The sequence below is a fragment of the Citrobacter sp. Ct235 genome (assembly GCF_030332305.1).
Classification (GTDB): Bacteria; Pseudomonadota; Gammaproteobacteria; order Enterobacterales; family Enterobacteriaceae; genus Citrobacter_A; species Citrobacter_A telavivensis.
Window position 1 is genome coordinate 138,193 of the sequence record NZ_JAOWIC010000039.1, and the last position, 21,419, is coordinate 159,611.

Sequence of the window (21,419 nt, forward strand, 5' to 3'; positions counted from 1 at the left end):
CTGTCGCTATTTTAGTGACTGTGATCATTTACTATGTCTTATAATAATATGATATTCACCTGTACTGTATGAACAGAAAAATTAATATCACTGGAAGCGCAACTTTAATCAGGAGAAAGATAAATGGACGAAAAAATATTATTTATCGCGACCGGGAAACATCGAAGCGAATATCCAGACCCTATCACATTCACAAGAGGAACCCCGCTTATTGTTGGGGAAAGGTATGAGGGTAATGAAGGATGGGATAACTGGTGCTTTTGTATAGCGTCGGGTCATGCGGGCGGGTGGGTTCCTGAACAACTGATTGAACGACGTGCCGAGTCGGATCATGGGGTGGCAAAAGAGGACTATTCTGCGAAAGAGCTTGACGTGAATGAGGGCGATGAGTTTCAGGCAATAAAAGCTCTGAATGGATGGCTATGGTGTCGACGGCTTGCAGATAATGATATTGGATGGGTGCCGATGAATATTCTGCGGAAAATAGCATGAATTGCATCAGGTAAAAGACGTCGTGAGCGAAACTGCCATCGCTTAGGTCATGTCCGGACACCACGGTAAAAAGAAACCGCAACGCTACGCATTGCGGTCTTTAGTTCCTTACGCGAAATAGCCGAAGGGATCACTCCTTCAGTACAATCAGCGGTTCGATATCGCTCTCTTTTTTGATAACCAGCGATTCGTCGCCGCGCAGACAGGTGCCACCGTAGTTTCCACCGACGGTAAAGGTGCACACCTGAATATACTTACCGGCAACGTTTGGCAGACACCATAGCTGCTGATAAATGTTTTTCTGTTCAGCAAATTTCCCGCTGGTTTTATCCAGCAATTCTTCCTGATGGCTGACCAGGTCGATATTGCTACCACAGCGACCGGCAATCGGTTTCACCGCATACCCGGTTTGCGCCAGTTCATCATTGACGATGAAATCGGTATCCAACAGGTAACGATGATGCGGGAAAAGTTGCCAGAGGATCGGCAGAATCGCTTTGTTACCCGGGATCACCGTCCACAGTGGCTCAAAGACCAGCACTTCCGGGCGCAGCAGCACATCAATCAGCCGTACGTCCTGATCGGTATGCCCGGTACGAATCGGCACAGCGGCATACTCGGTTTCGCTGACTTCACGCACCTGCTCAATGGCCGTTTCCCATGCCCAGGTTTTCCAGACGCAGTTCACCAGGCGTCCTTCGCCGTCAATCAACTGACCAGCATCATCCCAGCGCAGTTCATCCAGCCCACGCAGGATCTTACTTTCAAACCCGGCCTGATGCAGCGCCTGCTGCATAAACTGCGCGTGGTAGTTCTCCTCAATATCCTTATCCTGCATGATGTGCACAAAAGGACGCGCGTGGCTGTGTTTCCAGGCTCCTGCCAGCTCGTTAATCAGCCCTTCTGCCGGATTGTGCCCCTGCCCTTTATAGCCCTGCTCCGCCCAGCGCTCGAGGATTAGCCCCGCTTCGGTATGACACGACGCGGAATCGGCGTTGTATTCGTACACCTTCAGCCCACGCTCATCCATACAGAAATCCATACGACCGGTGATCATATGGTGGCGGCGACGCTGCCAGGAGAGACGCAAACGCGGCCAGAGAATTTTGGGAATGTCGAACAGCGCCAGCAGGTTATCATCTTTCAGCACCTTGTCTGTGGCGTGCAGATACATCAGATGCAGCTCGTTGGTCGCTTTGATCAACTCCTGCTCGGCGCTCTCTGTAATCGTGAAATACAGGTATGGATCCTGATTGATCACGTGACCGTTTGCCGTTACATAGGCTTTTTGCAGCGGATCCTGTTCGTCCAGCCACTTGCCGTCAAACTGACCCTTTTCTTCCAGTCTTGCCGCGCCTATCTTCAGCGAATCATTAGCGATCCCCGGCTGCGGCAGGCTGTGCCTGGTATCGTCGGTCTGGATCATCCAGCCCAGAATGGTGGTGTCGTCAAAAGTGTCTTTCAGGGTATAGCAGCCATTTTCCACCACCATCTCCAGCTCACGCGTCCACTGCTGTCCGGGAGGAAGCGGAGTGTGAATGACATTCTGCTCGGCAATACGGATTTTGTTATCCAGCAACTGAGTAATGATCGCGACGTGGCCGGTGTCTTTAAATTCACCGCCTTTCTGCCAGATGAGCAACGCCCCGGCGACCGGCGCGCGGGGCGATCCGTTAGGAAACGCCTGCAACGGCAAAATGTTGTCGTTCACCACTTCGCGCAGGAAACGCAGCGAGAAGATCTCCCACGCCATACCGACATCGGTGAACACCGCACCATAATTCAGGAAGAGGAAACGGCGCGCGAATTCAACGCACTGCCATTTGTGGCCCATATATTCATTGTCGATATAGCTGCGAAATGCAGCATCATCGTCATAGTCCCGTGGGTCGAGGGAGCTGTAATCTGAAGAGTAGATCGCTACACCACCGGGGGCATAGCCCAATAATGTCCCGAACGGGGCATCCTGACTGGTCGTTCCTTTGCTCATGCACCTTACCTCAAAACTATACAGCTGAGCAGCTTCTGCTTGCCTGCTCTACACCGCCGACCATCATACACCTCAACGCAGCGGGAGCGCGCGCAACAACAAAAAATAGCCAGGCGTAAATGTGCCAATCTGTTAAATGCGCGGGTGGTGACCTGCTACACTGCTTCAAAACAACCACTCAGAAGGCAGGTCAACATGTCAGATAACACTTATCAACCCGCGAAAGTCTGGACGTGGGAAAAATCCAGCGGCGGTGCGTTCGCCAACATCAACCGTCCGATCTCCGGTTCAACTCACGACAAAGTGCTGCCCGTCGGTAAGCACCCGCTTCAGCTCTATTCACTGGGCACGCCGAACGGCCAGAAAGTCACCATCATGCTGGAAGAACTGCTGGCGCAGGGAGTGAGCGGCGCGGAATACGATGCGTGGCTGATTCGCATTGGCGAAGGAGATCAGTTCTCCAGCGGCTTTGTGGAGGTTAACCCGAACTCGAAGATCCCGGCATTGCGCGATCATTCGCAGAATCCACCGGTGCGCGTGTTTGAGTCGGGATCGATCCTGCTGTATCTGGCGGAAAAGTTTGGCTATTTCCTGCCGCAGGATCGCGCAAAACGTACGGAAACCCTGAACTGGCTGTTCTGGCTCCAGGGCGCAGCCCCCTTCCTCGGCGGCGGTTTCGGCCACTTCTATCACTACGCACCGGTGAAAATTGAGTACGCGATTAACCGCTTTACGATGGAAGCCAAACGCCTGCTGGACGTGCTGGATAAGCAGCTCGCGAATAACGCTTTCGTGGCGGGCGATGAGTACACCATTGCCGATATGGCTATCTGGCCGTGGTTTGGCAATGTCGTGCTGGGCAATGTGTACGACGCGGCGGAATTCCTTGACGCAGGCAGCTACAAAAATGTGCAGCGCTGGGCGAAAGAGGTCGCTGAACGTCCGGCCGTTAAACGCGGGCGGATTGTGAATCGTACCAACGGGCCGTTGAATGAGCAGCTTCATGAACGTCATGACGCCGGTGATTTCGACACAAACACCGAAGATAAACGCCATCCGGCATAATGCTGCCTGATGGCGCTGCGCTTATCAGGCCTACCACATTCCAACCGTAGGCCGGATAAGACGTTTACGTCGCCATCCGGCTGGATGCTTGCCTGATGGCGCTGCGCTTATCAGGCCTACCCTATTCCAGCCGTAGGCCGGATAAAACGTTTACGTCGCCATCCGGCTGGATGTTCGCCTGGTGGCGCTGCGCTTATCAGGCCTACCCTATTCTAACCGTAGGCCGGATAAGACGTTTACGTCGCCATCCGGCTGGATGTTGGCCTGATGCCGCCCTCTGACAGTCAGGCGAATCCATGCTGACAAAGAATTAATCTCGCCTCATGTGATAACAAAAAATCGGCGAACGACTTTCCCTTGTCACTCAGGCAGGCAAATCCATACTCCGCGACCGGATTATAAGGCTCCGGTATTTCTACCACCGTCAGCGTCTCAATCAGTCTGAGCCTCGGCGCATAGCTGGCATATCCAATGAAGACATCGGTGTCATCATTGCTGATTAACCACTCGGCTGCCAGACTTCCCGCCGGAAGGGGAAGCGTATCTCTGCCGCCGACCAGCGCCACCGCCCGTTCCCGGGCGCGCGTTCCCGCATCGCCCATCCGTGAAAAAAGCTGCTGCGTATAATCACCGGACGGATCGCATCCCGCTGTCGACGTGCCAATCCGCAGGTCCGGACGCGTTAACAGCGATAACCAGTCATCGCCTTCTCGCACTGCATCCGCCCGCACGGTAAGACACAGGCGATTGGTCGCGAAGGGAGCCACGGATTGTGCACGACCGGCATCCAGCAGCGCTTGTGGATGCGCCATATTCGCCGAGGCAAAAAAGTCACAGGGCTCGCCAGCTTCAATCCGTTCGCGCAGCAACCCCGCCGGACCAAAATCACAAAGCACATCCTTCTCCTGAAAACAGGCCATCAGCGACTGCCATACCGCACGCAGACTCCCCGCAGCGAGGATGCGCATCAGTCAACGCCCTGATAGTCGGTGCGATAAAAACGCTGATACCACTCATTAGCCACGTTGCGCATATCAATGTCCGTGAACTTCTGGGGGTACAACTTTTTCGCCATCCACAGTTCACCAATCCCCATCGCTTCCGGCATCGGATAACCCCAGGCTTTCGCGTAATCAGGCATCAGATAAACACGATGATTTTTCACCGCATCAATCACCTGCCACTGCGGGCTTTGCAGGATCTCGTCAACTACTTTTGGATAGCGATCCTGCACAAAAATGACCTGCGGATTCCAGGCAATCACCTGTTCCATCGCCACCGGTTTGAAGCCCTTAACGGTTGAGGCCGCAACGTTCAGCGCCCCGGCGTGCGCCATCATCAGGCCGGTATATTTTCCTGAACCGTAGGTAGTCAGATCCGGGTTGGCCATATAGGCGCGAACGCGTTGATCTTCAGGGATCGCCTGCAGACGATCGCTCACCAGCTTGCGTCCTTTATCGGTGGCGTCAATCAGCGCTTTCGCCTCTTGCGGTTTATTAACAATATCGCCGATGAGCGTGATCCCTTCCCGCAAGCCCCGGTCGTAAGCCTGTTCCTCATCCGCCATGGTCGGATTCAGTTTGGCTTGTTCCCCTGCCGCGTCATGGCGCAGAGAGACTGCCACCACCGGAATGCCGAGACTGCTGATTTTGTCGATCATCTCCTGCGGCGCGTAGTTTGTGACAAACACCACCTGCGGGTGCAGCGCCACCAGCTGTTCCGGATCCACGTGGGTTAAATCGCCCAGCGCGGTTTTCTGGGCCAGTTCCGGCGCCAGTCGCGCGTAGCCATCACCCAGTTGCTGTTTCCAGTTCGCCATCACGCCGACAATTTTGTCGGTCGCATTCATCTGCACCAACAGATTGAGCGTCTGATGCTGGAGCACCACAACGCGATCCACCTTATCCGGCACGGTGACCTGGCGGCCAATTTGATCGGTAAAGGTACGGTCGGCTTGCGCCATGAAGGGGAGAGGGAAAAGTAACGCCAGCAGGGAGAGCTGGCGTAAGAATTTAAGCATGAGTGTATCCTCGCATTCGATGTATAATTAAGTATACAGCGATGAAGGAACACTTAACAGACTGTCATCAGGGGTTATCAGGCGCTGGTCACGTCGTACTCCATACGGCGTAGCGCATCCAGCGTGGCTTTGGCTTCTTCTTCATCAATGATGCTCATCGCAAACCCCACATGCACTAACACCCACTGCCCGACCAGTTGTGCAGGACTGTCTTCACAGATTAGCGCAATATTCACATCACGTTTGATGCCGCACACTTCCACCTGCGCAAGCTGGTGAATATCTTCACCGACGGCCAGAACCTGGCCCGGAACGCCTATACACATATCTGACTCCGCCCCATGTCACATCATGGGTTATTCAACTTCAATACTTTTCACTTTCAGCGAATCGCCGGTATCAACACGCAGACGATCGCCATGACAACGCGGACACTGTGCATCGTGCTGAGTGATTTCAACTGCCTGGCTGCAATCCCAGCACCATGCCTGTGCCGGTTTGTAGTCGATGTGCAATTCACAGCCTTGCGCCACCGTCCCCTGGCAGACAATGTCAAAACTAAAACGAACCGCGCTCTCTTCAACACAGGACAGCGCGCCAATCTCCAGCCACACACCGGTGACGCGCTTTACGCCATGCTGTTCAGCCTGCTGTTGAATGATTTCAACCGCACTCTGACAAAGAGACAGCTCATGCATTCTGTAAGCCCCGACGCCCGAACAGCAATGCGCGACGGCTTGTCTGCGGCGCATCCGGATCGCTGACCGGCAGCGACAACAGCATCCGCGCGCAGTCATCGGCCAGACGAACCCCTTCCTGTGCCGACAAACTGTGATTGAGCGGCGACATCAGGGAACAGCCGAGGTATTGCGATACGCCGTCCAGCTCGCCCACGGTGAACGTCATCGTGCCATACGGCAGACGCAACCCGAGCTTTTCACTGACTTTACGCACTGGCCAGAACTGGTCTGGCCCGGGGAAAATCAGCGCACTCAGCATCCACGGCGTAATCACGCATCCCGTCCACTGCCCTTCAAACAGGGTAAAGTCAGAGACATACACCGGCATATCAGGATGCAGGAAGGACAGATCGTGCATTGAACGCTGCGCAATCGCTTCAAACGCGGCCTGAACCTGTGCCTTTGGAGCCGTCTGGAACCCGGAGATCTCCTCAGACATGCGTTACCTCCCGTGGGATCGCTTCAACGCCCGACTCACGCAGCGCGGCCAGAACCTGCGCAAGCGCAGGTTCAATCATCGCTTCAACCGTTGGCGTTAAGCCAATGTTCGGCTCCAGCGATTCCGGAATGACGCCAATCAACGTCAGTTTTTTCGGGAACTCACCGGTGAAGCGAAGGGCCGACAGAACGTCGGCCAGGCCCAGCTGATGCGGGGAGATCTTGTTGGTAAACAGCGCCGGCACCTCATCATCTCGCAGGATCATCAGCGTACCCGGGGCGTTTTTTCTCGAGACAATGGCATCCGCAATGATCAGATGATCCCGGTTTGCCATGTCGCCGAGCAACTCCATGCCCGCCGTACCGCCATCAAGGATTTCAACGAAATCCGGCAATTCATATCGCTGCTCTAAGGCTTCAACGATACGAACGCCGATGGCTTCATCGGTCAGCAAAATATTGCCGACCCCTAAAACTAAAATCCGCATCACAGAACCTTTACAGAGACAACTTCGTTCCCGTCAGCGTCAACAACATGCACTGCACACGCCATGCAAGGATCGAAAGAGTGAATAGTACGTACCACTTCCAACGGTTTTTCCGGATCGGCAATCGGCGTGCCTACCAGCGACTGTTCGTACGGACCGACGTCATCGTTGAAGTTACGCGGACCGGAGTTCCAGGTTGACGGTACTACCGCCTGGTAGTTGCTGATAATGCCGTCTTTAATCACCATCCAGTGAGAGAGCATCCCGCGCGGCGCTTCAAGGAAACCGACGCCTTTAAATTCACCCGTCGCCGGAATATTCGGTTTCACGAACGTGGTGTGGTCACCTTTACCGATGTTGGCAATCAGCGCACTGTACTGGCTCTGCAGGATACCCTGTAGTTCACAGCAGTGAACGGTACGACCAATAATACGCCCCAGCGTGGAGTGCAACTGCGCCACTTCCAGCGTTTTACCGGTCAGCGCCTGATAAATCGCAATGATTTCATTCAGTTTCGCCTTCGTGGACTCGCGTCCGGAGGCCAGTTTCACCAGCATATTCGCCAGCGGTCCCACTTCGACGGTTTTACCGTAGAACGTCGGGGATTTCACCCATGAATATTTGCCGTCATCTGACCAGCCGTTATATTCCGGAATGGTCGTCCCTTCCCACGGCGCCTGCGGGGCTTCGTCTTTATACCAGGCGTGTTTGGCGCTCTCCTGAATCCCTTTGATCAGGTACTCGTCGGAGTGAGAGGAGATCGGGCGATAGCTCGACAGATCCGCATTTTCGATATAGCCACCCGGGAACAGGAAGCTGCCGTTCTTACCGTCGGTCGGGAATTCCGGCGCAGCCAGATAGTTAACCGCCCCTTTACCATGTTCCAGCCAGTCCGGATAGAACGCGGCAATCACCGCCGTATCCACCTTGTAGACCTGTTCAACGAAGTCGCTCAGTTTGTCGATGAAGGACTTGATGTACATCAGGCGTTCCAGGTTCAGTACGCCCAGGCCATCAAGGTTGATCGGGTTGGCAACGCCACCCACCGCCAGGTTCTGGATGTGCGGTGTTTTACCGCCCAGCAACGCCACCACGCGGTTGGCATCACGCTGACATTCCAGCGCCTGCAGGTAGTGAGCAACGGCGATCAGGTTCACTTCCGGTGGCAGTTTCATCGCCGGGTGTCCCCAGTAACCGTTGGCGAAAATCCCCAACTGGCCGCTGGCAACCAGGTCCTTGATCTTATTCTGAACTTTCGTGAACTCTTCCGCGCTGTTCAAATGCCAGGTCGACACGCCGTTCAGCATCGCTGACGCTTTTGCCGGATCGGCTTTCAGCGCAGAGGTGATATCCACCCAGTCCAGCGCCGAGAGCTGATAGAAGTGCACAATGTGGTCATGAGTGGTATGCGCCGACAGAATGATGTTACGGATATACTGGGCGTTAACCGGAACGTCAATGTTCAGCGCGCTTTCTGCCGCACGAACGGAGGCAATCGCGTGCGTTGTCGTACAAACGCCGCAAATACGCTGCACAATCATCCACGCGTCGCGAGGATCGCGATTCTTCACGATCTCTTCCATACCGCGCCACATGGTGCCGGAAGCCCATGCTTTTGAAACAACGCCGTTTTCGATTTCGCAATCGATACGTAAGTGCCCCTCAATACGGGTTACAGGATCAATAGTAATTCTCTGGCTCATGCTTTGCTCGCCTCATGACGATTGTGATCGTTTTGTTTTAAAGGAGGAAGTATCGGCAGTAGACGAATGAGTACGATGTAAGCGCAAATCTCAATAGCCACAAAACCAATAGAAATCAACAGTTCTTCCCAGGTCGGGAAGTAGTGGTAGCCACCACCTGGATTGAATGCCACCAGCGAATAGGACAGACGCCATGCAGCACAACCCAGCAGCGCACTGAGCGCAGACAGGTACAGCATACGAGAGTCATTGCGCAGTTTCGCCACGCGCAGCACCACTATCGGGAAGACCATCAGCACGACTTCAAGCCAGAACATTGCTGAGTAGAAATCGCCGGCAAAGGCATATGACAGCTTGTCCCGGTAAATCAGCTCACCAAAGCGCAGAACGACAAAGATCGCCAACATCACGCTGATGGTGTTCGTCAACTTGATAAACAGGTTCTTCTCATCCGGACCGTTTCCTCTCAGGCCAGCCTGAACCAGCGAACCTTCAAAGATGACGATCGAGAAGCCCATAATAAAGGCGGTCAATACCGAGAACAGCGGCAGCATTTCATAGCTTTGCCACAGCGGATGCACCTTATAGCCTGCCGAGATCATCAGCGAGCCCATGGAGGACTGGTGCATGGTTGGCAGCAGCGCGCCGAGGGCGATGATGAAGAACATCAGCTTGTTCAGACGCTTCAGCGACACCTTCCAGCCCAGACGTTCAAACAGCGCAGGGGCAAACTCAAGCGCCATCACCCCAATGTAGATGGTCATACAGACCGCCGTCTCGAACAGAACCGAGTTCACGTTGAAATGACCCGGAATGTAGAAGTACGGCAGGTTCCAGTAACGACCCACGTCAATGGTGATAGACAAGCCACCCAGAGAATAACCAAACAGGCTCGCCAGCAGCGCCGGACGCACCAGCGGATGGTACTGTCCCCGGTTGAAGACATATACCGCCCACGCCAGCGCCCAACCGCCACAGGCAAAGCCGGTGCCGATTAACAGGTCAAAGGCAATCCAGACGCCCCACGGGAAACCGCCGTTCAGATCGGAGACAGACCCCAATCCAAATACCAGACGCTTCACGATAAGGAGCATGCAGAGGATGATTAACGGCCCGAAGATGATGACCGGTTTGCTGATAATTTTGCCGCCCAGCGGTTTAGGATCATGACTCATGATCGTCTCCTCCGTCGTGATGGTCGTTTTTGGTATTACGACGAACCAGCACGGTCAAGCCCGCCAGCACGGCCAGTGGTAGCATCATGCCTTTATACAGGGTGTGTTGAACATGTTCGGAACGCGCGCCGGTTGAAATCTCATCCAGCTTCGGCATATCCAGATTCTCGTAAGGCACCCCGGTCAGTACCAACACCTGCGTTCCACCGCCCTCTTTCTCACCGTAAAGATGCGGATAGTACTTCGGCACGGTATGCACGTAGGTATCGCCCGTTTTCACGGTTTGACGCGGATAGTGGTATTCACTGCCAGGCTTCAGCGCCAGGCGTTTTTGCGCCTCGGCCATCAACTCTTCGCGGGTACCAAAAATGACCGCACCGGCAGGACAAACCTCAACACAGCCTGGCAAGCCGCCCTTATCGAGACGCTCAACGCCTTTCTGGTTACACAGTTCACATTTGTGAAGCGCACCAAACGGGTTGTTGTAGTCGTACTTCGGCACGTTGTACGGACAGGCAACCATGCAGTAACGGCAGCCAGTGCAGACGTCTTTGTTGTAATGAACGATGCCGGTTTTCGGATCTTTTTTCAGTGCGGAAACCGGGCAGACGGAAACGCAGTTGGGATCGACGCAGTGCATACATTGTTTTTTGATGTATGCATAGCCATTCTCTTCCTGATCTTTATTCACGCCTGTACCGCTACGCCACACCTGAATGATGTTGTTGGTATACGGTGACAGTTTGTCGTTGTTCGACCAGGTCTGCGCCCCTTCAGGGTTACGCATCGGGAAGTTGATATCCTGACACTTGGTCACACAGGCCTGACAGCCCACGCACAGCGTCGAGTCATACAACATACCCAGAGAACCGGGGATGGGCGGGCGATTTTCTGCAGCCGCGTGGCTGATAGACGGCGCAGCGCCTAACAGCAACGCCCCGCCGGAGGCTGCTTTGATAAAATTACGTCTGTTCACGGTTATTCTCCCCGTGAGTCAGCGTTATCTTTCTTTTGCTGACGCCCCAGTTCACGTACCGCCATCACGCTGACACCGGCCACCAGACCGACAACGCCGCCAAGCAACCCGATAGCGCCGGCAGAGATGTTGCCGCCCTCTTTCATGTTCACATCAGGTTTTTCGGAGCGCGGTGTCTGATTTTCCACATGGGCAAGTTGGTGAATGCCCTTATGGAAACCAACGCCTTCTTCGTTACAGCCGTAGCAAGGATGACCAATCGCCACGGGCCATACGCCGCCAACGTCGCAGAATTGCAGCGTGGAGCAGTTGCCCCAGGTTTCGGGTCCTTTACAGCCGAGGTGGTAAAGGCACCAGCCTTCACGGTGACCTTCATCGCCGAATTCTTTCGCAAAGCGACCGGCATCGAAGTGCGGACGCCGTTCGCAGTGTTCGTGAATCAGGCGACCATAGGCAAAGGTTGGACGGTTTTTCGCATCCAGTTTCGGCGGTTTGCCCCAGGTGATGATATGGGCGACTGTCGCCAGGAAGTTATGCGGGTTCGGCGGGCAGCCTGGAATGTTGATAATGGTTTTACCTGGCAGAACTTCCTGCAGGCCAACTGCACCGGTCGGGTTCACGCCGGCAGCGGCGACGCCGCCCCACGCAGCACAGGAACCGATAGCGATAATCGCTGCCGCACCTTCTGCCGCTTTGCGGATATGATCCACAATCGGCTCACCGGCAACCATACAGTAAATACCGTTATCTTTTAATGGGATAGAACCATCAACGACCAACACATACTGCCCTTTGTACTTCTCAAGCGCATTGTGTTTGTTCTCTTCAACCTGGTGGCCGAAGGCGGCGGAAAGTACCTCATGATATTCCAGAGAGATGGTCTCCAGAACGAGGTTTTCTACCGTGGGGTGGGTCGCGCGAAGGAGGGATTCGGTACACCCTGTACACTCCTGAGCACCAATCCAGACAACCGGCGGGCGCTGCGGACGGGATACCGATTCAGCCATTTCGGCGGCGGCTTTGCTACTGAGCCCCATCGTGGCGGCGAGTGCTGCACAAAGCTTCATGAAATCACGACGGTTTACGCCATGGGAATTAATGAGAGTGTTATCTCCAGTCATTTTATAGTTATTCCGTTACGAAGACCTGGCTCTTATTTTGCATCAATCGCAAAACCGTAACTGCGATCGGTGCGCCATTTACCACACTTTTGTTATGGTTATGTAGCCTATAATACTGCGCGGGAATAATAAAACGAAGGGAGTAGCGGCTAGTGTAAGTAATTAAAGCAAGATAATACCCCCTTTGGATCAACCTTCGAGTCGATAACCGGCCATGAAAAAGCGAATTGTGGTGCTGGACTGATTTTCCCGAAAGAAATCCATCACCATCTCTTTATCCAGGCCGTAACGGCGCGTCAGGATCCCCGCTTCCCAGGCGCTAAGTTGCCTGTCGCCGGTTTTTTCAAACATGCGATGTGAGAATCCTAATACGAAGCCGCGTTTATAATCCGAACAAAAATCCGCCACATTGCGCGCGCTGTCAGCCTGCGTGGCGCTTAATCCGGCCATCAGGCCCTTGCCAAAATGATTGTTCATGACCCCTCCTTAATCGCTATATAATAAATTATATAGCGATCTTTTAAGCAAAGGCCAGAGGGTTCAGAGACTTTTTTACTGTTCGTTAGAACGCCACCCACTCATCACCTGGCGCAGCGGGTGCCTGGCGTCGCTGAGCGACGGGGGCGGCACTTTTGGCGGGGTGATTGGGCGTGTCATTTTGCGATAACCGGAACTGTTGCACAGAACGTTGTAAATCTTCCGTTTGTCTTTCCAGCGCCGCAGCGGCGGCAGAAACCTGTTCCACCAGCGCGGCGTTTTGCTGCGTGACGCCATCCATCTGGGTAATCGCAACACCCACCTGAGAAATCCCTTTGCTCTGTTCTTCCGACGCCGAGGCGATTTGTTTCATGATGGTATTGACCTCCGTCACGCCGCTCAGGATCGCCTCCATCGTTGAACCGGTATCCTTCACCAGTGCCGCTCCGTGGTCGACACGGCGAGCGGATTCGGCAATCAGCGTTTCAATTTCTTTTGCCGCGTTCGCGCTGCGGCTCGCCAGATTACGCACCTCGCCGGCGACAACGGCAAATCCACGCCCTTGTTCACCCGCACGCGCGGCTTCAACCGCCGCGTTTAATGCAAGAATATTGGTCTGGAAGGCAATGCTATTAATGACGGTCGTAATTTCAGCAATCTGCTTCGAGCTGGCGGAAATACCGTCCATTGTCTCGACCACTTCAGACACCAGCGAACCGCCTTTACCTGCTGTGCGTGATGCAGACTCAGCCAGAAGGCTGGCCTGACGCGCGTTATCCGCATTCAGCTTCACCGTGGCGGTAAGCTGCTCCATGCTCGCGGCCGTCTCTTCCAGCGCAGCGGCCTGCTCTTCCGTTCGCGATGAAAGATCGTTGTTGCCGCTGGAGATTTCAGTGGCCCCGCGCCAGATGTTGTCGCTACCGGAACGGATCGTGTTGACCGCATCGCGCAGGCTGTCCTGCATCGCGCGCAATAAAGGCACCAGTTGACCGACACAGTTGCGGCCTATGTCGTCAATCGGTTGACTGAGGTCGCCCTGGGCTATCTGGCGAAACTGTTGGCGAATTCGCGCCAGCGGTTTCACCAGCATGGTCACCAGATAGCGATCGGTAAAGAAGAGGATCGCAATGCCCAGGATCACTGCGCCGATGATCAGAGTACGGATGATCGACGTTTTGCTATCCACCATCACGCGGGTTTGATCAAGCATCACACCCGCGGCTTTATTAAAGCGTTCCGCACTGGCACCAAACGCCCGGCTCAATACTGGCGTCACTTTGTTTGCCTGTTCGCTCCAGGCGCTCTGAGTCCCCTGTTGCGCCAGCTGCATTTGCGGCGTGACGCCTTTGTCGAGGAGATCCTGCCAGCTCGCCAGCACCGCGGCGGAGACGTCGGGATCCATCGGGCCTGGCGAAAGGGTTTTCATCTCTTGCAGATTTTTGCTCATGTTATCCAGCGCCTGCTGGACGGGAGCGAAATCCGGCGTGCCGCCGCTGGCTTTCAACTCCATCGCGCGGCTGAGTCGGGTGACAAAACGGAAATACTGATCGTTGCCCTGGCTGAGCACCGTCATCTGGCGAACAAGATGGCGATCGACTTCGTTACCATCAGCGACACGAGAAAGAGACCAGGTGCTGTACAAACCCACACCCATCCACATTAAACAGAAAATACCAAGGATCGTCAGCATGACAGCCCGGATGGTGAAATTACGCAGTATGTACATATATGTTCCTTGCCGTTAGGGAAAAGTCGCCCAGAGGCGAGTCTTAATCTCGTTATCGGCAAGGAATGAAGAATATATACTGACTTTTGTTTTTTTTACTTTCATAAACAATATCCCCGTTTCTTGTATTCCTATAATTAACAATGAAAAACACCGGGAATATTACCTAACTAATGATTATCCTGTTATTTATGATAAATATTTTTCGAACCATGCCAGCGTTCTTTGCCAGGCCAGCTCAGCAGCGGCCTGGTCATACCGCGGCGTAGAGTCATTATGAAAGCCATGATTCACGCCGGGATAAATATAAGCTTCATAAACTTTATTATTCTCTTTCAACGCAGCTTCATACGCTGGCCAGCCCTCATTGATATTTTTATCCAGCGCTGCGTAATGCAGCAATATCGGCGCCTTTATCTTCGGCACATCCGCCGCGGCAGGCTGGCGGCCATAAAACGGTACCGCGCACTCCAGTTCCGGATAGGCTACGGCCGCCGCATTCGAGACACCGCCACCGTAGCAAAATCCGGTGATCCCCACTTTCCCGCTGGCCTCAGGGTGTTGTTTCATAAACTCGACGGCGGCGAAAAAGTCATTCATCAACTTCGTCGGATCCACTTTCTGCTGCAAAACTTTCCCTTCTTCATCGTTTCCAGGGTAGCCGCCCACCGAGCTTAAACCGTCGGGTGCCAGCGCAATGTAGCCCGCTTTCGCGACCCGCCTTGCGACATCTTCAATATAGGGATTCAGGCCCCGGTTCTCATGCACCACTACCACAGCAGGCACATTGCCCGTCGCGTTGGCCGGTTTCACCAGATAGCCGCGCACGTTGCCATGACCGTTTGGCGACGGATAGTGAATATACTCAGGCAAAATATCGGGATCGGTGAATTTCACCTGTTCCGCCAGCGCATAGTTGGGCTTGAGCATATTGAACAGCGCCAGCGCCGTCACCCCGCCAACGGCGTACTTTGCCGCGAGATTGAGGAACTCTCGTTTCGAGATTTCCCCGTGTGCGTAGTAGTCGTAATAATCGAGCAACTCCTGCGGAAAATCTTTGGCTGTCAGACGCGTCATCGCATATCTCCGGAATTTGTGATTTTATAAGCATAGAATGAAAACGCTGTTTCGAAAATTCATCACCTGAAAGGAGACATCATGTCCTGGAACGCCTCCCCTGACCGCTATGAGAATATGCTGTACCGCTACTGCGGTAAAAGCGGCCTCCGACTGCCCGCGCTATCGCTCGGTCTGTGGCACAGCTTCGGTCACGTTCAAGCCCTCGACTCGCAGCGCGCGCTGCTGCGAAAAGCCTTTGATCTCGGCATTACCCACTTTGACTTAGCCAACAACTACGGGCCGCCTCCGGGCAGTGCGGAAGAAAACTTCGGCCGCCTGCTGCGCGAAGACTTTGCCGCCTTGCGCGATGAGCTGATCGTCTCGACCAAAGCCGGTTACGATATGTGGCCAGGCCCCTATGGTTCCGGCGGCTCGCGGAAATATCTCCTCGCCAGCCTCGATCAGAGCCTGAAGCGTATGGGACTGGATTACGTCGATATTTTCTATTCTCACCGCGTAGATGAGAACACACCGATGGAAGAAACGGCGTCCGCGCTGGCTCACGCCGTAAAAAGTGGTAAAGCGCTGTATGTCGGCATTTCGTCTTACTCGCCGGAGCGAACGCAAAAAATGGCTGAGCTTTTACGCGAGTGGAAGATCCCGCTGCTGATCCATCAGCCTTCTTACAATCTGCTGAACCGTTGGGTAGATAAAAGCGGTTTGCTGGATACGTTAAAAGCCAACGGTGTCGGCTGTATCGCCTTTACGCCACTGGCACAGGGGTTGCTCACCGGGAAGTATTTGAACGGCATCCCGGACGGCTCACGTATGCAGCGCGAAGGGAAGAAAGTACGTGGTCTGACGGAGAATATGCTGACGGAAGCGAACCTCAGCAGTCTGCGTCTGCTTAATGAGATGGCGCAGCAGCGCGGTCAGTCAATGGCGCAAATGGCGCTCAGTTGGCTGTTGAAAGACGATCGCGTCACCTCGGTATTGATTGGCGCAAGCCGCCCGGAACAACTAGAAGAAAACGCTCAGGCGCTGAAAAATCTGTCGTTCACGGCTGAAGAGCTGGCGCAGATTGATAAGCATGTCGCTGACGGTGAACTGAACCTCTGGCAGGCGTCGTCCGATAAGTAACGCGCAGTGCCGGGTAGCGACAGCGGCTACCCGGCCTGTTCAGTCAGTGCTTATGGCGGGTTAACCTGTCGAGATAGCCCATCACAAACGCCGACAAGACGAAGGTGAGATGGATAATGACGTACCACATCAGCTTGTTATCCGGCACGTTCTTCGCGTCCATAAATACGCGCAGCAGATGAATGGAAGAGATAGCGACAATCGAGGCCGCGACTTTGTTTTTCAGTGAGGTCGCATCCATCTTCCCCAGCCAGTTCAGCTTTTCTCGCCCTTCGGAGATATCCAGTTGCGAGACGAAATTCTCATAGCCGGAAAACATCACCATCACCAGCAGTCCGCCGACCAGGGTCATATCCACCAGCGACAGCAGCACCAGAATCAGGTCAGCTTCTGCCATCGAAAAGATATTGGGCAGCACATGAAAAATCTCCTGAAAGAATTTCAGCGCCAGCGCAACCAGTGCCAGTGACAAACCAAAGTAGACCGGGGCCAGCAGCCAACGAGACGCGTACATGGCGTTTTCGAGAAAGCGTTCCATAATTTCCTGTGATGTAGCAAAAACCGGGCGACAGTATATCCCAACTGTGCAACATCAGATCAACATCCCCGTCAAACTTCGTCGGGATTGATCCACGGGCGCTGATACTCAGGCCACACCAGCGCTACCAGTGACGGATACGCCTCGACGCTAAACTCCCGGAAACACTGGCGTAAGTTGAGTACGTCGAGATCGGAATGGGGAACTTTTTCACCGTTGAGACAGCGCTTTTTTATCGTGTCGTAGTATTTATACACCGCTGAATTGAGATCGCTGCAACGCCGTTGGGCATCAAACAGTCCTGGGGTGTCATTCAACTGCGCCATCGTCATGCGTTTTATCGTTGCGTGAAGGAAATCAATATATTCGTGATTGACGCGCCAGTACCATATCGGTGTAATAGCATTCATCAACGTGGAAAAATGATCCTCTCCCTCTTCTTTGGTCAGAGGTGTTGATTGAGTCGCAGAGGCCAGTTCTTCAGCGTTGCGCGGTTTATTAAACTCACGCATTAATAAAAGCACGCCGCCGGTCAGCAATAACAAGGTAATGACAGAATAAAAAATACTGTTCATAGCATGACTCCATTTTTTTTGATTCTAAAATTACCCCATGTTATTGTCAACGCGACCTGCCAAATAAAAACAACTATACTTTTGATATTAAAGGAAATTGCGACATGCTTCCTGAGCACCTTGTGCCACCGCGTTTTCATCTGTCACCCGCAGGTCAGGCGGAAGGAACAGCAGAAAACGATGAGAATTTAACTCAGAGCAAAACAACCCTCAGCGATTATGAAGCCGATATCTTAATTAGCGCAACGCCCACAGGGCAATCTAAAAATATTCTGCTCGAAGAACGCGATCGTCATTTTAAAGAACGCCTTGAGCGGGTGGCAAAAATTGAGACTTTCGCTCGGGTTATTAATGCGTTACAGGCTGAAGGCGATATTGACGCCCAGACCTTAAGTAAAATAATCGCTGAAATGACCGCGCATATAAATGAAAATGGTAATGAAATTTGGCTTAATTTAATTACCCGGGAGAAAGACTCGCCCCTTTTCTATTCTCTGGATGACGAACAATGATTAAAGATGTTGAAGATAATAATGTCTATTTGGCCCTGGATGATAATAAAAGCGATCAATTTATCTTAAAGCAGAATATTGCCGCGCTTATCGCCAATAAAAATGCCGTCCTCGAAAGTGTGGCGCAAGAAGTGACCTCTATCCCGGCGGCGCTGGTTCGTCTGAAATGGCAAAACCGACGGGAAATTTACGCGCTTCAGGTGAAGGAAGAGATTTATGGCGCGGCGATCAACGCCATTATCAGACAGACCCCGGAGCTGCATGACAAAATCATGGCGCGGCTGGAGAGCACCTGGCAGTATTTGCTGGCTCGGGAGACAGCCACGCTGCGACTGACGCGCAAACTTGCCGACGGGAACTACCGCACGATCGCGATCACCACCGTCGCGCTCAATGAACGCCTGGTACAGACCCGGAGCGACAGGCAATAAAAAAGCCGGGTAGCGATAACGCCTTACCCGACCTTTTCTCTCATCGTGCCCGAGGCGACAACGATTATTTCGCTTTCGCGACCTCTTCGCCGACCAGGCCAATCTTCAGATACCCCGCCTGATGCAGCGTGTCCATCACCTTCATCAGGGTCTCATAGTCGACGGTTTTATCCGCGCGGAAGAAGATCGTGGTGTCTTTCTTCCCTTCAGTCAGTGCCGTCAGTTCTGCCACCATGGTCTCGTCCGTCACCGGATCGTTACCAATAAACATGCTGTTGTCCGCTTTGACCGACAGGTAAACGGGTTTCTCCGGGCGCGGTTGTGGCGTACTGGAGGAGGCAGGCAGGTTTACCTTCACATCCACCGTTGCCAACGGCGCGGCCACCATAAAGATGATCAGCAGTACCAGCATGACGTCGATAAACGGCGTCACGTTGATTTCATGCATTTCACCGTTATCGTCCAGATTTTCATTAAGACGCATTGCCATGAAACATTACCCTACACGTAATTTCTGCGCGGTGCGTACCGGATGAGCGGATGCGCTTGCATCCAGATCCAGGTCGCGGCTTTGCAGTAACAGCACCTGTGCTGCCACATCGCCCAGCATCGCTTTAAGACCGCCAATCTGACGGGCAAAGATATTATAGATAACCACGGCTGGGATGGCGGCAACCAGACCGATGGCCGTCGCCAGCAGGGCTTCTGCGATACCCGGCGCTACGACGGCGAGGTTAGTGGTCTGCGTTTGCGCAATCCCGATGAAGCTATTCATGATGCCCCAGACCGTACCGAACAAACCGACAAACGGTGAAATCGCCCCGATGGTCGCCAGGTAGCCATTTCCGCGCCCCATATGACGTCCCGCCGCCGCAACGCGACGCTCCAGACGAAAACCAGTACGCTCTTTAATCCCTTCGTTGTCTTCACTGCCCTGAGACAGTTCCAGTTCGTTCTGCGCTTCATTGAGCAATTGGACGCTTAAGCTTTTAGCGCCAAAGTTTGTAGCGATATCGCTTGCCTGATCCAGAGAGCGGGCTTCCGCCAACAACTGCTGTTCGCGCTTAAGCCGACGCTTCTGAGAGAAGAACTCAACACTCTTACTGAAGAAGATAGCCCAGGTGACCACTGACGCCAGAATCAGACCAATCATCACGCACTTAACCACGATGTCGGCGTGCTGATACATACCCCAGACGGAAAGATCCGTCTGCATCAAATTATTACCCACTCTGTATCTCCAGGACGCAAATCACAAATTCTGAGCGTAATAATATCAAAACGACGTCGAATTGATAGTCGTTCTCATTACTATTTACATAGTGCCGCACCTTTGGTTTCTTTTCCTTGCGCTTACGCAGTAAAACGTTACCGGAGGGAATTTTAAGAAAATATTGTGCTTTATCCTGTTCCCCGGGATACGCATTTTGCCATTCGTGGTAGTTTAGACATCCAGACGTATAAAAACAGGAAACACAACATGGCAGATAAGCAACTGGACACCAAACTGGTCGGTGCAGGACGCAGTAAAAAATACACGCTGGGTTCGGTGAATAGTGTGATTCAACGCGCTTCTTCGCTGGTTTTTGAAACGGTCGAAGCCAAAAAGCACGCCACCCGCAACCGCGCCAACGGCGAACTCTTCTACGGACGCCGCGGCACGTTGACCCATTTCTCGCTGCAGGAAGCGATGTGCGAGCTTGAAGGCGGTGCCGGCTGCGCGCTCTTCCCCTGCGGCGCTGCGGCTGTCGCCAACACCATTCTGGCCTTTGTCGAACAGGGCGACCATGTGCTGATGACTAACACAGCCTATGAGCCGAGCCAGGATTTCTGCACCAAAATCCTCGGCAAGCTGGGGGTGACCACCAGTTGGTTCGATCCGTTGGTCGGCGCTGACATTGTTAAGCATCTTCAACCCAACACCAAAGTCGTTTTCCTCGAGTCTCCGGGTTCCGTCACCATGGAAGTCCACGACGTACCGGCGATTGTCGCCGCCGTCAGACGCGTTGCGCCAGACGCCATCATTATGATCGACAACACCTGGGCTGCGGGCGTGCTGTTTAAAGCTCTCGATTTCGGCATTGATATCTCGATTCAGGCCGGGACCAAGTACCTGATTGGTCACTCCGACGCAATGGTTGGTACTGCCGTTTCGAACGCCCGCTGCTGGGATCGGTTGCGTGAGAATGCCTATCTGATGGGGCAAATGGTCGATGCAGATACGGCCTATATGACCAGCCGCGGGCTGCGTACCCTGGGTGTGCGCCTGCGTCAGCATCATGAAAGCAGTCTGAAGGTTGCCGAATGGCTGGCTGCCCATCCGCAGGTCGCACGAGTGAATCATCCGGCATTGCCGGGCAGTAAAGGACACGAGTTCTGGAAACGTGACTTTACGGGGAGCAGCGGTCTGTTCTCATTTGTGCTGAATAAAAAGCTCAATAATGACGAGCTGTCCGCTTATCTGGATCACTTCAGCCTGTTCAGCATGGCCTATTCGTGGGGCGGGTTTGAGTCGCTGATTCTGGCCAATCAGCCTGAACAGATTGCGGAAATTCGCCCGGAAGGGGGCGTGGATTTCAGCGGCACGCTGATTCGTCTCCACATTGGTTTAGAAAATGTTGACGATCTGATTGCAGATTTAGCCGCCGGATTTTCTCGCCTCGTGTAAAATTGACGCTAATGGACAGCTATGCAGACACGTCGAGCGAAATTGTCTGCATTTGTTGCGCCCGGGATCAAGTCATCCGGGCCCG

The 21,419-nt window shown here is 53.6% G+C and carries 24 protein-coding genes; 6 read left to right on the forward strand and 18 right to left on the reverse strand.

All coding sequences use genetic code 11. From position 1 onward, the window contains the following. Positions 1-123: 123 nt before the first annotated feature. Positions 124-492 carry an SH3 domain-containing protein gene (locus OGY35_RS05015; protein WP_178823029.1) on the forward strand — a complete coding sequence of 123 codons (369 nt, stop codon included), beginning with the start codon at positions 124-126 and terminating at the stop codon, positions 490-492. Positions 493-622: 130 nt separating this feature from the next. On the opposite strand, the gene gss is transcribed toward OGY35_RS05015, so the two are convergent. Further along, positions 623-2,482, reverse strand: a complete 1,860-nt coding sequence (gene gss, locus OGY35_RS05020) for a bifunctional glutathionylspermidine amidase/synthase (protein ID WP_286631585.1) — start codon at positions 2,480-2,482, stop codon at positions 623-625. Positions 2,483-2,677: 195 nt separating this feature from the next. On the opposite strand from gss, the gene yghU reads away from it, so the two are divergent. Further along, positions 2,678-3,547: a glutathione-dependent disulfide-bond oxidoreductase gene (gene yghU, locus OGY35_RS05025; RefSeq protein ID WP_152406018.1), complete on the forward strand. Its 870-nt coding sequence runs from the start codon at positions 2,678-2,680 to the stop codon at positions 3,545-3,547. Between the two features lie 284 nt (positions 3,548-3,831). On the opposite strand, the gene OGY35_RS05030 is transcribed toward yghU, so the two are convergent. From OGY35_RS05030 to yghX, 13 genes are all read right to left on the reverse strand, one after another. Then, entirely contained in the window at positions 3,832-4,515 is a 684-nt protein-coding gene (locus OGY35_RS05030; RefSeq protein WP_286631586.1) for a molybdate ABC transporter substrate-binding protein, read from the reverse strand. Then, entirely contained in the window at positions 4,515-5,567 is a 1,053-nt protein-coding gene (locus tag OGY35_RS05035; RefSeq protein WP_178827812.1) for an ABC transporter substrate-binding protein, read from the reverse strand. Before OGY35_RS05035 ends, OGY35_RS05030 begins: the two co-directional genes overlap by 1 nt. A gap of 77 nt (positions 5,568-5,644) precedes the next feature. Further along, the gene (gene hybG / locus OGY35_RS05040; protein ID WP_042324176.1) at positions 5,645-5,893 is read right to left on the reverse strand and encodes a hydrogenase maturation factor HybG; all 249 of its coding nucleotides are present in this window, start codon (positions 5,891-5,893) and stop codon (positions 5,645-5,647) included. A gap of 30 nt (positions 5,894-5,923) precedes the next feature. Then, the gene (hypA, locus tag OGY35_RS05045) at positions 5,924-6,265 is read right to left on the reverse strand and encodes a hydrogenase maturation nickel metallochaperone HypA (protein WP_042324177.1); all 342 of its coding nucleotides are present in this window, start codon (positions 6,263-6,265) and stop codon (positions 5,924-5,926) included. Next, positions 6,258-6,746, reverse strand: coding sequence for a hydrogenase-2 assembly chaperone (hybE, locus tag OGY35_RS05050; protein ID WP_286631587.1), 489 nt, complete (start codon positions 6,744-6,746; stop codon positions 6,258-6,260). Before hybE ends, hypA begins: the two co-directional genes overlap by 8 nt. Further along, positions 6,739-7,233, reverse strand: a complete 495-nt coding sequence (locus OGY35_RS05055) for a HyaD/HybD family hydrogenase maturation endopeptidase (protein ID WP_152406022.1) — start codon at positions 7,231-7,233, stop codon at positions 6,739-6,741. The genes hybE and OGY35_RS05055 overlap by 8 nt, the downstream gene beginning before the upstream one ends. Beyond that, positions 7,233-8,936, reverse strand: coding sequence for a hydrogenase 2 large subunit (gene hybC, locus OGY35_RS05060; protein WP_286631588.1), 1,704 nt, complete (start codon positions 8,934-8,936; stop codon positions 7,233-7,235). The genes OGY35_RS05055 and hybC overlap by 1 nt, the downstream gene beginning before the upstream one ends. Beyond that, positions 8,933-10,111, reverse strand: a complete 1,179-nt coding sequence (hybB, locus tag OGY35_RS05065) for a Ni/Fe-hydrogenase cytochrome b subunit (RefSeq protein WP_152406024.1) — start codon at positions 10,109-10,111, stop codon at positions 8,933-8,935. The genes hybC and hybB overlap by 4 nt, the downstream gene beginning before the upstream one ends. Then, complete coding sequence (gene hybA / locus OGY35_RS05070) at positions 10,101-11,087, reverse strand: hydrogenase 2 operon protein HybA (protein ID WP_152406025.1); 987 nt, start codon at positions 11,085-11,087, stop codon at positions 10,101-10,103. The genes hybB and hybA overlap by 11 nt, the downstream gene beginning before the upstream one ends. Positions 11,088-11,089: 2 nt before the next feature. After that, on the reverse strand, positions 11,090-12,208 hold the full coding sequence (hybO, locus tag OGY35_RS05075) for a hydrogenase 2 small subunit (protein ID WP_042998143.1): 1,119 nt from the start codon (positions 12,206-12,208) through the stop codon (positions 11,090-11,092). A 189-nt stretch (positions 12,209-12,397) separates the two neighbouring features. Continuing rightward, entirely contained in the window at positions 12,398-12,685 is a 288-nt protein-coding gene (locus OGY35_RS05080) for a DUF2623 family protein (RefSeq protein WP_042324192.1), read from the reverse strand. A gap of 85 nt (positions 12,686-12,770) precedes the next feature. Beyond that, a complete protein-coding gene (locus tag OGY35_RS05085; protein ID WP_286631589.1) occupies positions 12,771-14,411 on the reverse strand; it encodes a methyl-accepting chemotaxis protein in 1,641 nt (546 codons plus the stop codon). A 189-nt stretch (positions 14,412-14,600) separates the two neighbouring features. Further along, entirely contained in the window at positions 14,601-15,488 is an 888-nt protein-coding gene (yghX, locus tag OGY35_RS05090; protein WP_286631590.1) for a YghX family hydrolase, read from the reverse strand. A gap of 81 nt (positions 15,489-15,569) precedes the next feature. On the opposite strand from yghX, the gene OGY35_RS05095 reads away from it, so the two are divergent. Next, positions 15,570-16,610 (forward strand): aldo/keto reductase, encoded by a 1,041-nt coding sequence (locus OGY35_RS05095; RefSeq protein ID WP_286631591.1) that lies wholly within the window; start codon positions 15,570-15,572, stop codon positions 16,608-16,610. 43 nt (positions 16,611-16,653) lie between these two features. Here the strand turns inward: OGY35_RS05095 and OGY35_RS05100 are convergent, their stop codons facing one another. Beyond that, positions 16,654-17,148 carry a TIGR00645 family protein gene (locus OGY35_RS05100; protein ID WP_042324201.1) on the reverse strand — a complete coding sequence of 165 codons (495 nt, stop codon included), beginning with the start codon at positions 17,146-17,148 and terminating at the stop codon, positions 16,654-16,656. Positions 17,149-17,219: 71 nt separating this feature from the next. Beyond that, on the reverse strand, positions 17,220-17,723 hold the full coding sequence (locus OGY35_RS05105) for an ESA_00282 family adhesion-associated protein (protein ID WP_152406030.1): 504 nt from the start codon (positions 17,721-17,723) through the stop codon (positions 17,220-17,222). Between the two features lie 104 nt (positions 17,724-17,827). Between OGY35_RS05105 and OGY35_RS05110 the strand changes: the two genes are divergently transcribed. Both OGY35_RS05110 and OGY35_RS05115 read left to right on the forward strand, forming a co-directional pair. Next, entirely contained in the window at positions 17,828-18,235 is a 408-nt protein-coding gene (locus OGY35_RS05110; RefSeq protein ID WP_152406031.1) for a hypothetical protein, read from the forward strand. Beyond that, positions 18,235-18,666: a cytoplasmic protein gene (locus tag OGY35_RS05115; protein ID WP_152406400.1), complete on the forward strand. Its 432-nt coding sequence runs from the start codon at positions 18,235-18,237 to the stop codon at positions 18,664-18,666. The genes OGY35_RS05110 and OGY35_RS05115 overlap by 1 nt, the downstream gene beginning before the upstream one ends. Positions 18,667-18,730: 64 nt before the next feature. On the opposite strand, the gene exbD is transcribed toward OGY35_RS05115, so the two are convergent. Together exbD and exbB are read right to left on the reverse strand one after the other, a co-directional pair. Next, on the reverse strand, positions 18,731-19,156 hold the full coding sequence (gene exbD / locus OGY35_RS05120; RefSeq protein WP_152406032.1) for a TonB system transport protein ExbD: 426 nt from the start codon (positions 19,154-19,156) through the stop codon (positions 18,731-18,733). 6 nt (positions 19,157-19,162) lie between these two features. Further along, the gene (exbB, locus tag OGY35_RS05125) at positions 19,163-19,897 is read right to left on the reverse strand and encodes a tol-pal system-associated acyl-CoA thioesterase (RefSeq protein WP_286631592.1); all 735 of its coding nucleotides are present in this window, start codon (positions 19,895-19,897) and stop codon (positions 19,163-19,165) included. Between the two features lie 249 nt (positions 19,898-20,146). On the opposite strand from exbB, the gene metC reads away from it, so the two are divergent. Next, the gene (gene metC / locus OGY35_RS05130) at positions 20,147-21,334 is read left to right on the forward strand and encodes a cystathionine beta-lyase (RefSeq protein ID WP_286631593.1); all 1,188 of its coding nucleotides are present in this window, start codon (positions 20,147-20,149) and stop codon (positions 21,332-21,334) included. Positions 21,335-21,419 lie beyond the last annotated feature (85 nt).

Coding starts and splice junctions, on each gene's coding strand:
- OGY35_RS05015 (WP_178823029.1), top strand. CDS start 124: ATGGACGAAAAAATATTATTTATCGCGACCGGGAAACATCGAAGCGAA.
- OGY35_RS05055 (WP_152406022.1), bottom strand. CDS start 7,233: ATGCGGATTTTAGTTTTAGGGGTCGGCAATATTTTGCTGACCGATGAA.
- OGY35_RS05030 (WP_286631586.1), bottom strand. CDS start 4,515: ATGCGCATCCTCGCTGCGGGGAGTCTGCGTGCGGTATGGCAGTCGCTG.
- exbD (WP_152406032.1), bottom strand. CDS start 19,156: ATGGCAATGCGTCTTAATGAAAATCTGGACGATAACGGTGAAATGCAT.
- metC (WP_286631593.1), top strand. CDS start 20,147: ATGGCAGATAAGCAACTGGACACCAAACTGGTCGGTGCAGGACGCAGT.
- gss (WP_286631585.1), bottom strand. CDS start 2,482: ATGAGCAAAGGAACGACCAGTCAGGATGCCCCGTTCGGGACATTATTG.
- OGY35_RS05110 (WP_152406031.1), top strand. CDS start 17,828: ATGCTTCCTGAGCACCTTGTGCCACCGCGTTTTCATCTGTCACCCGCA.
- hypA (WP_042324177.1), bottom strand. CDS start 6,265: ATGCATGAGCTGTCTCTTTGTCAGAGTGCGGTTGAAATCATTCAACAG.
- OGY35_RS05095 (WP_286631591.1), top strand. CDS start 15,570: ATGTCCTGGAACGCCTCCCCTGACCGCTATGAGAATATGCTGTACCGC.
- OGY35_RS05105 (WP_152406030.1), bottom strand. CDS start 17,723: ATGAACAGTATTTTTTATTCTGTCATTACCTTGTTATTGCTGACCGGC.
- hybG (WP_042324176.1), bottom strand. CDS start 5,893: ATGTGTATAGGCGTTCCGGGCCAGGTTCTGGCCGTCGGTGAAGATATT.
- yghX (WP_286631590.1), bottom strand. CDS start 15,488: ATGACGCGTCTGACAGCCAAAGATTTTCCGCAGGAGTTGCTCGATTAT.
- hybB (WP_152406024.1), bottom strand. CDS start 10,111: ATGAGTCATGATCCTAAACCGCTGGGCGGCAAAATTATCAGCAAACCG.
- hybC (WP_286631588.1), bottom strand. CDS start 8,936: ATGAGCCAGAGAATTACTATTGATCCTGTAACCCGTATTGAGGGGCAC.
- hybO (WP_042998143.1), bottom strand. CDS start 12,208: ATGACTGGAGATAACACTCTCATTAATTCCCATGGCGTAAACCGTCGT.
- OGY35_RS05100 (WP_042324201.1), bottom strand. CDS start 17,148: ATGGAACGCTTTCTCGAAAACGCCATGTACGCGTCTCGTTGGCTGCTG.
- OGY35_RS05035 (WP_178827812.1), bottom strand. CDS start 5,567: ATGCTTAAATTCTTACGCCAGCTCTCCCTGCTGGCGTTACTTTTCCCT.
- OGY35_RS05080 (WP_042324192.1), bottom strand. CDS start 12,685: ATGAACAATCATTTTGGCAAGGGCCTGATGGCCGGATTAAGCGCCACG.
- yghU (WP_152406018.1), top strand. CDS start 2,678: ATGTCAGATAACACTTATCAACCCGCGAAAGTCTGGACGTGGGAAAAA.
- hybE (WP_286631587.1), bottom strand. CDS start 6,746: ATGTCTGAGGAGATCTCCGGGTTCCAGACGGCTCCAAAGGCACAGGTT.
- OGY35_RS05085 (WP_286631589.1), bottom strand. CDS start 14,411: ATGTACATACTGCGTAATTTCACCATCCGGGCTGTCATGCTGACGATC.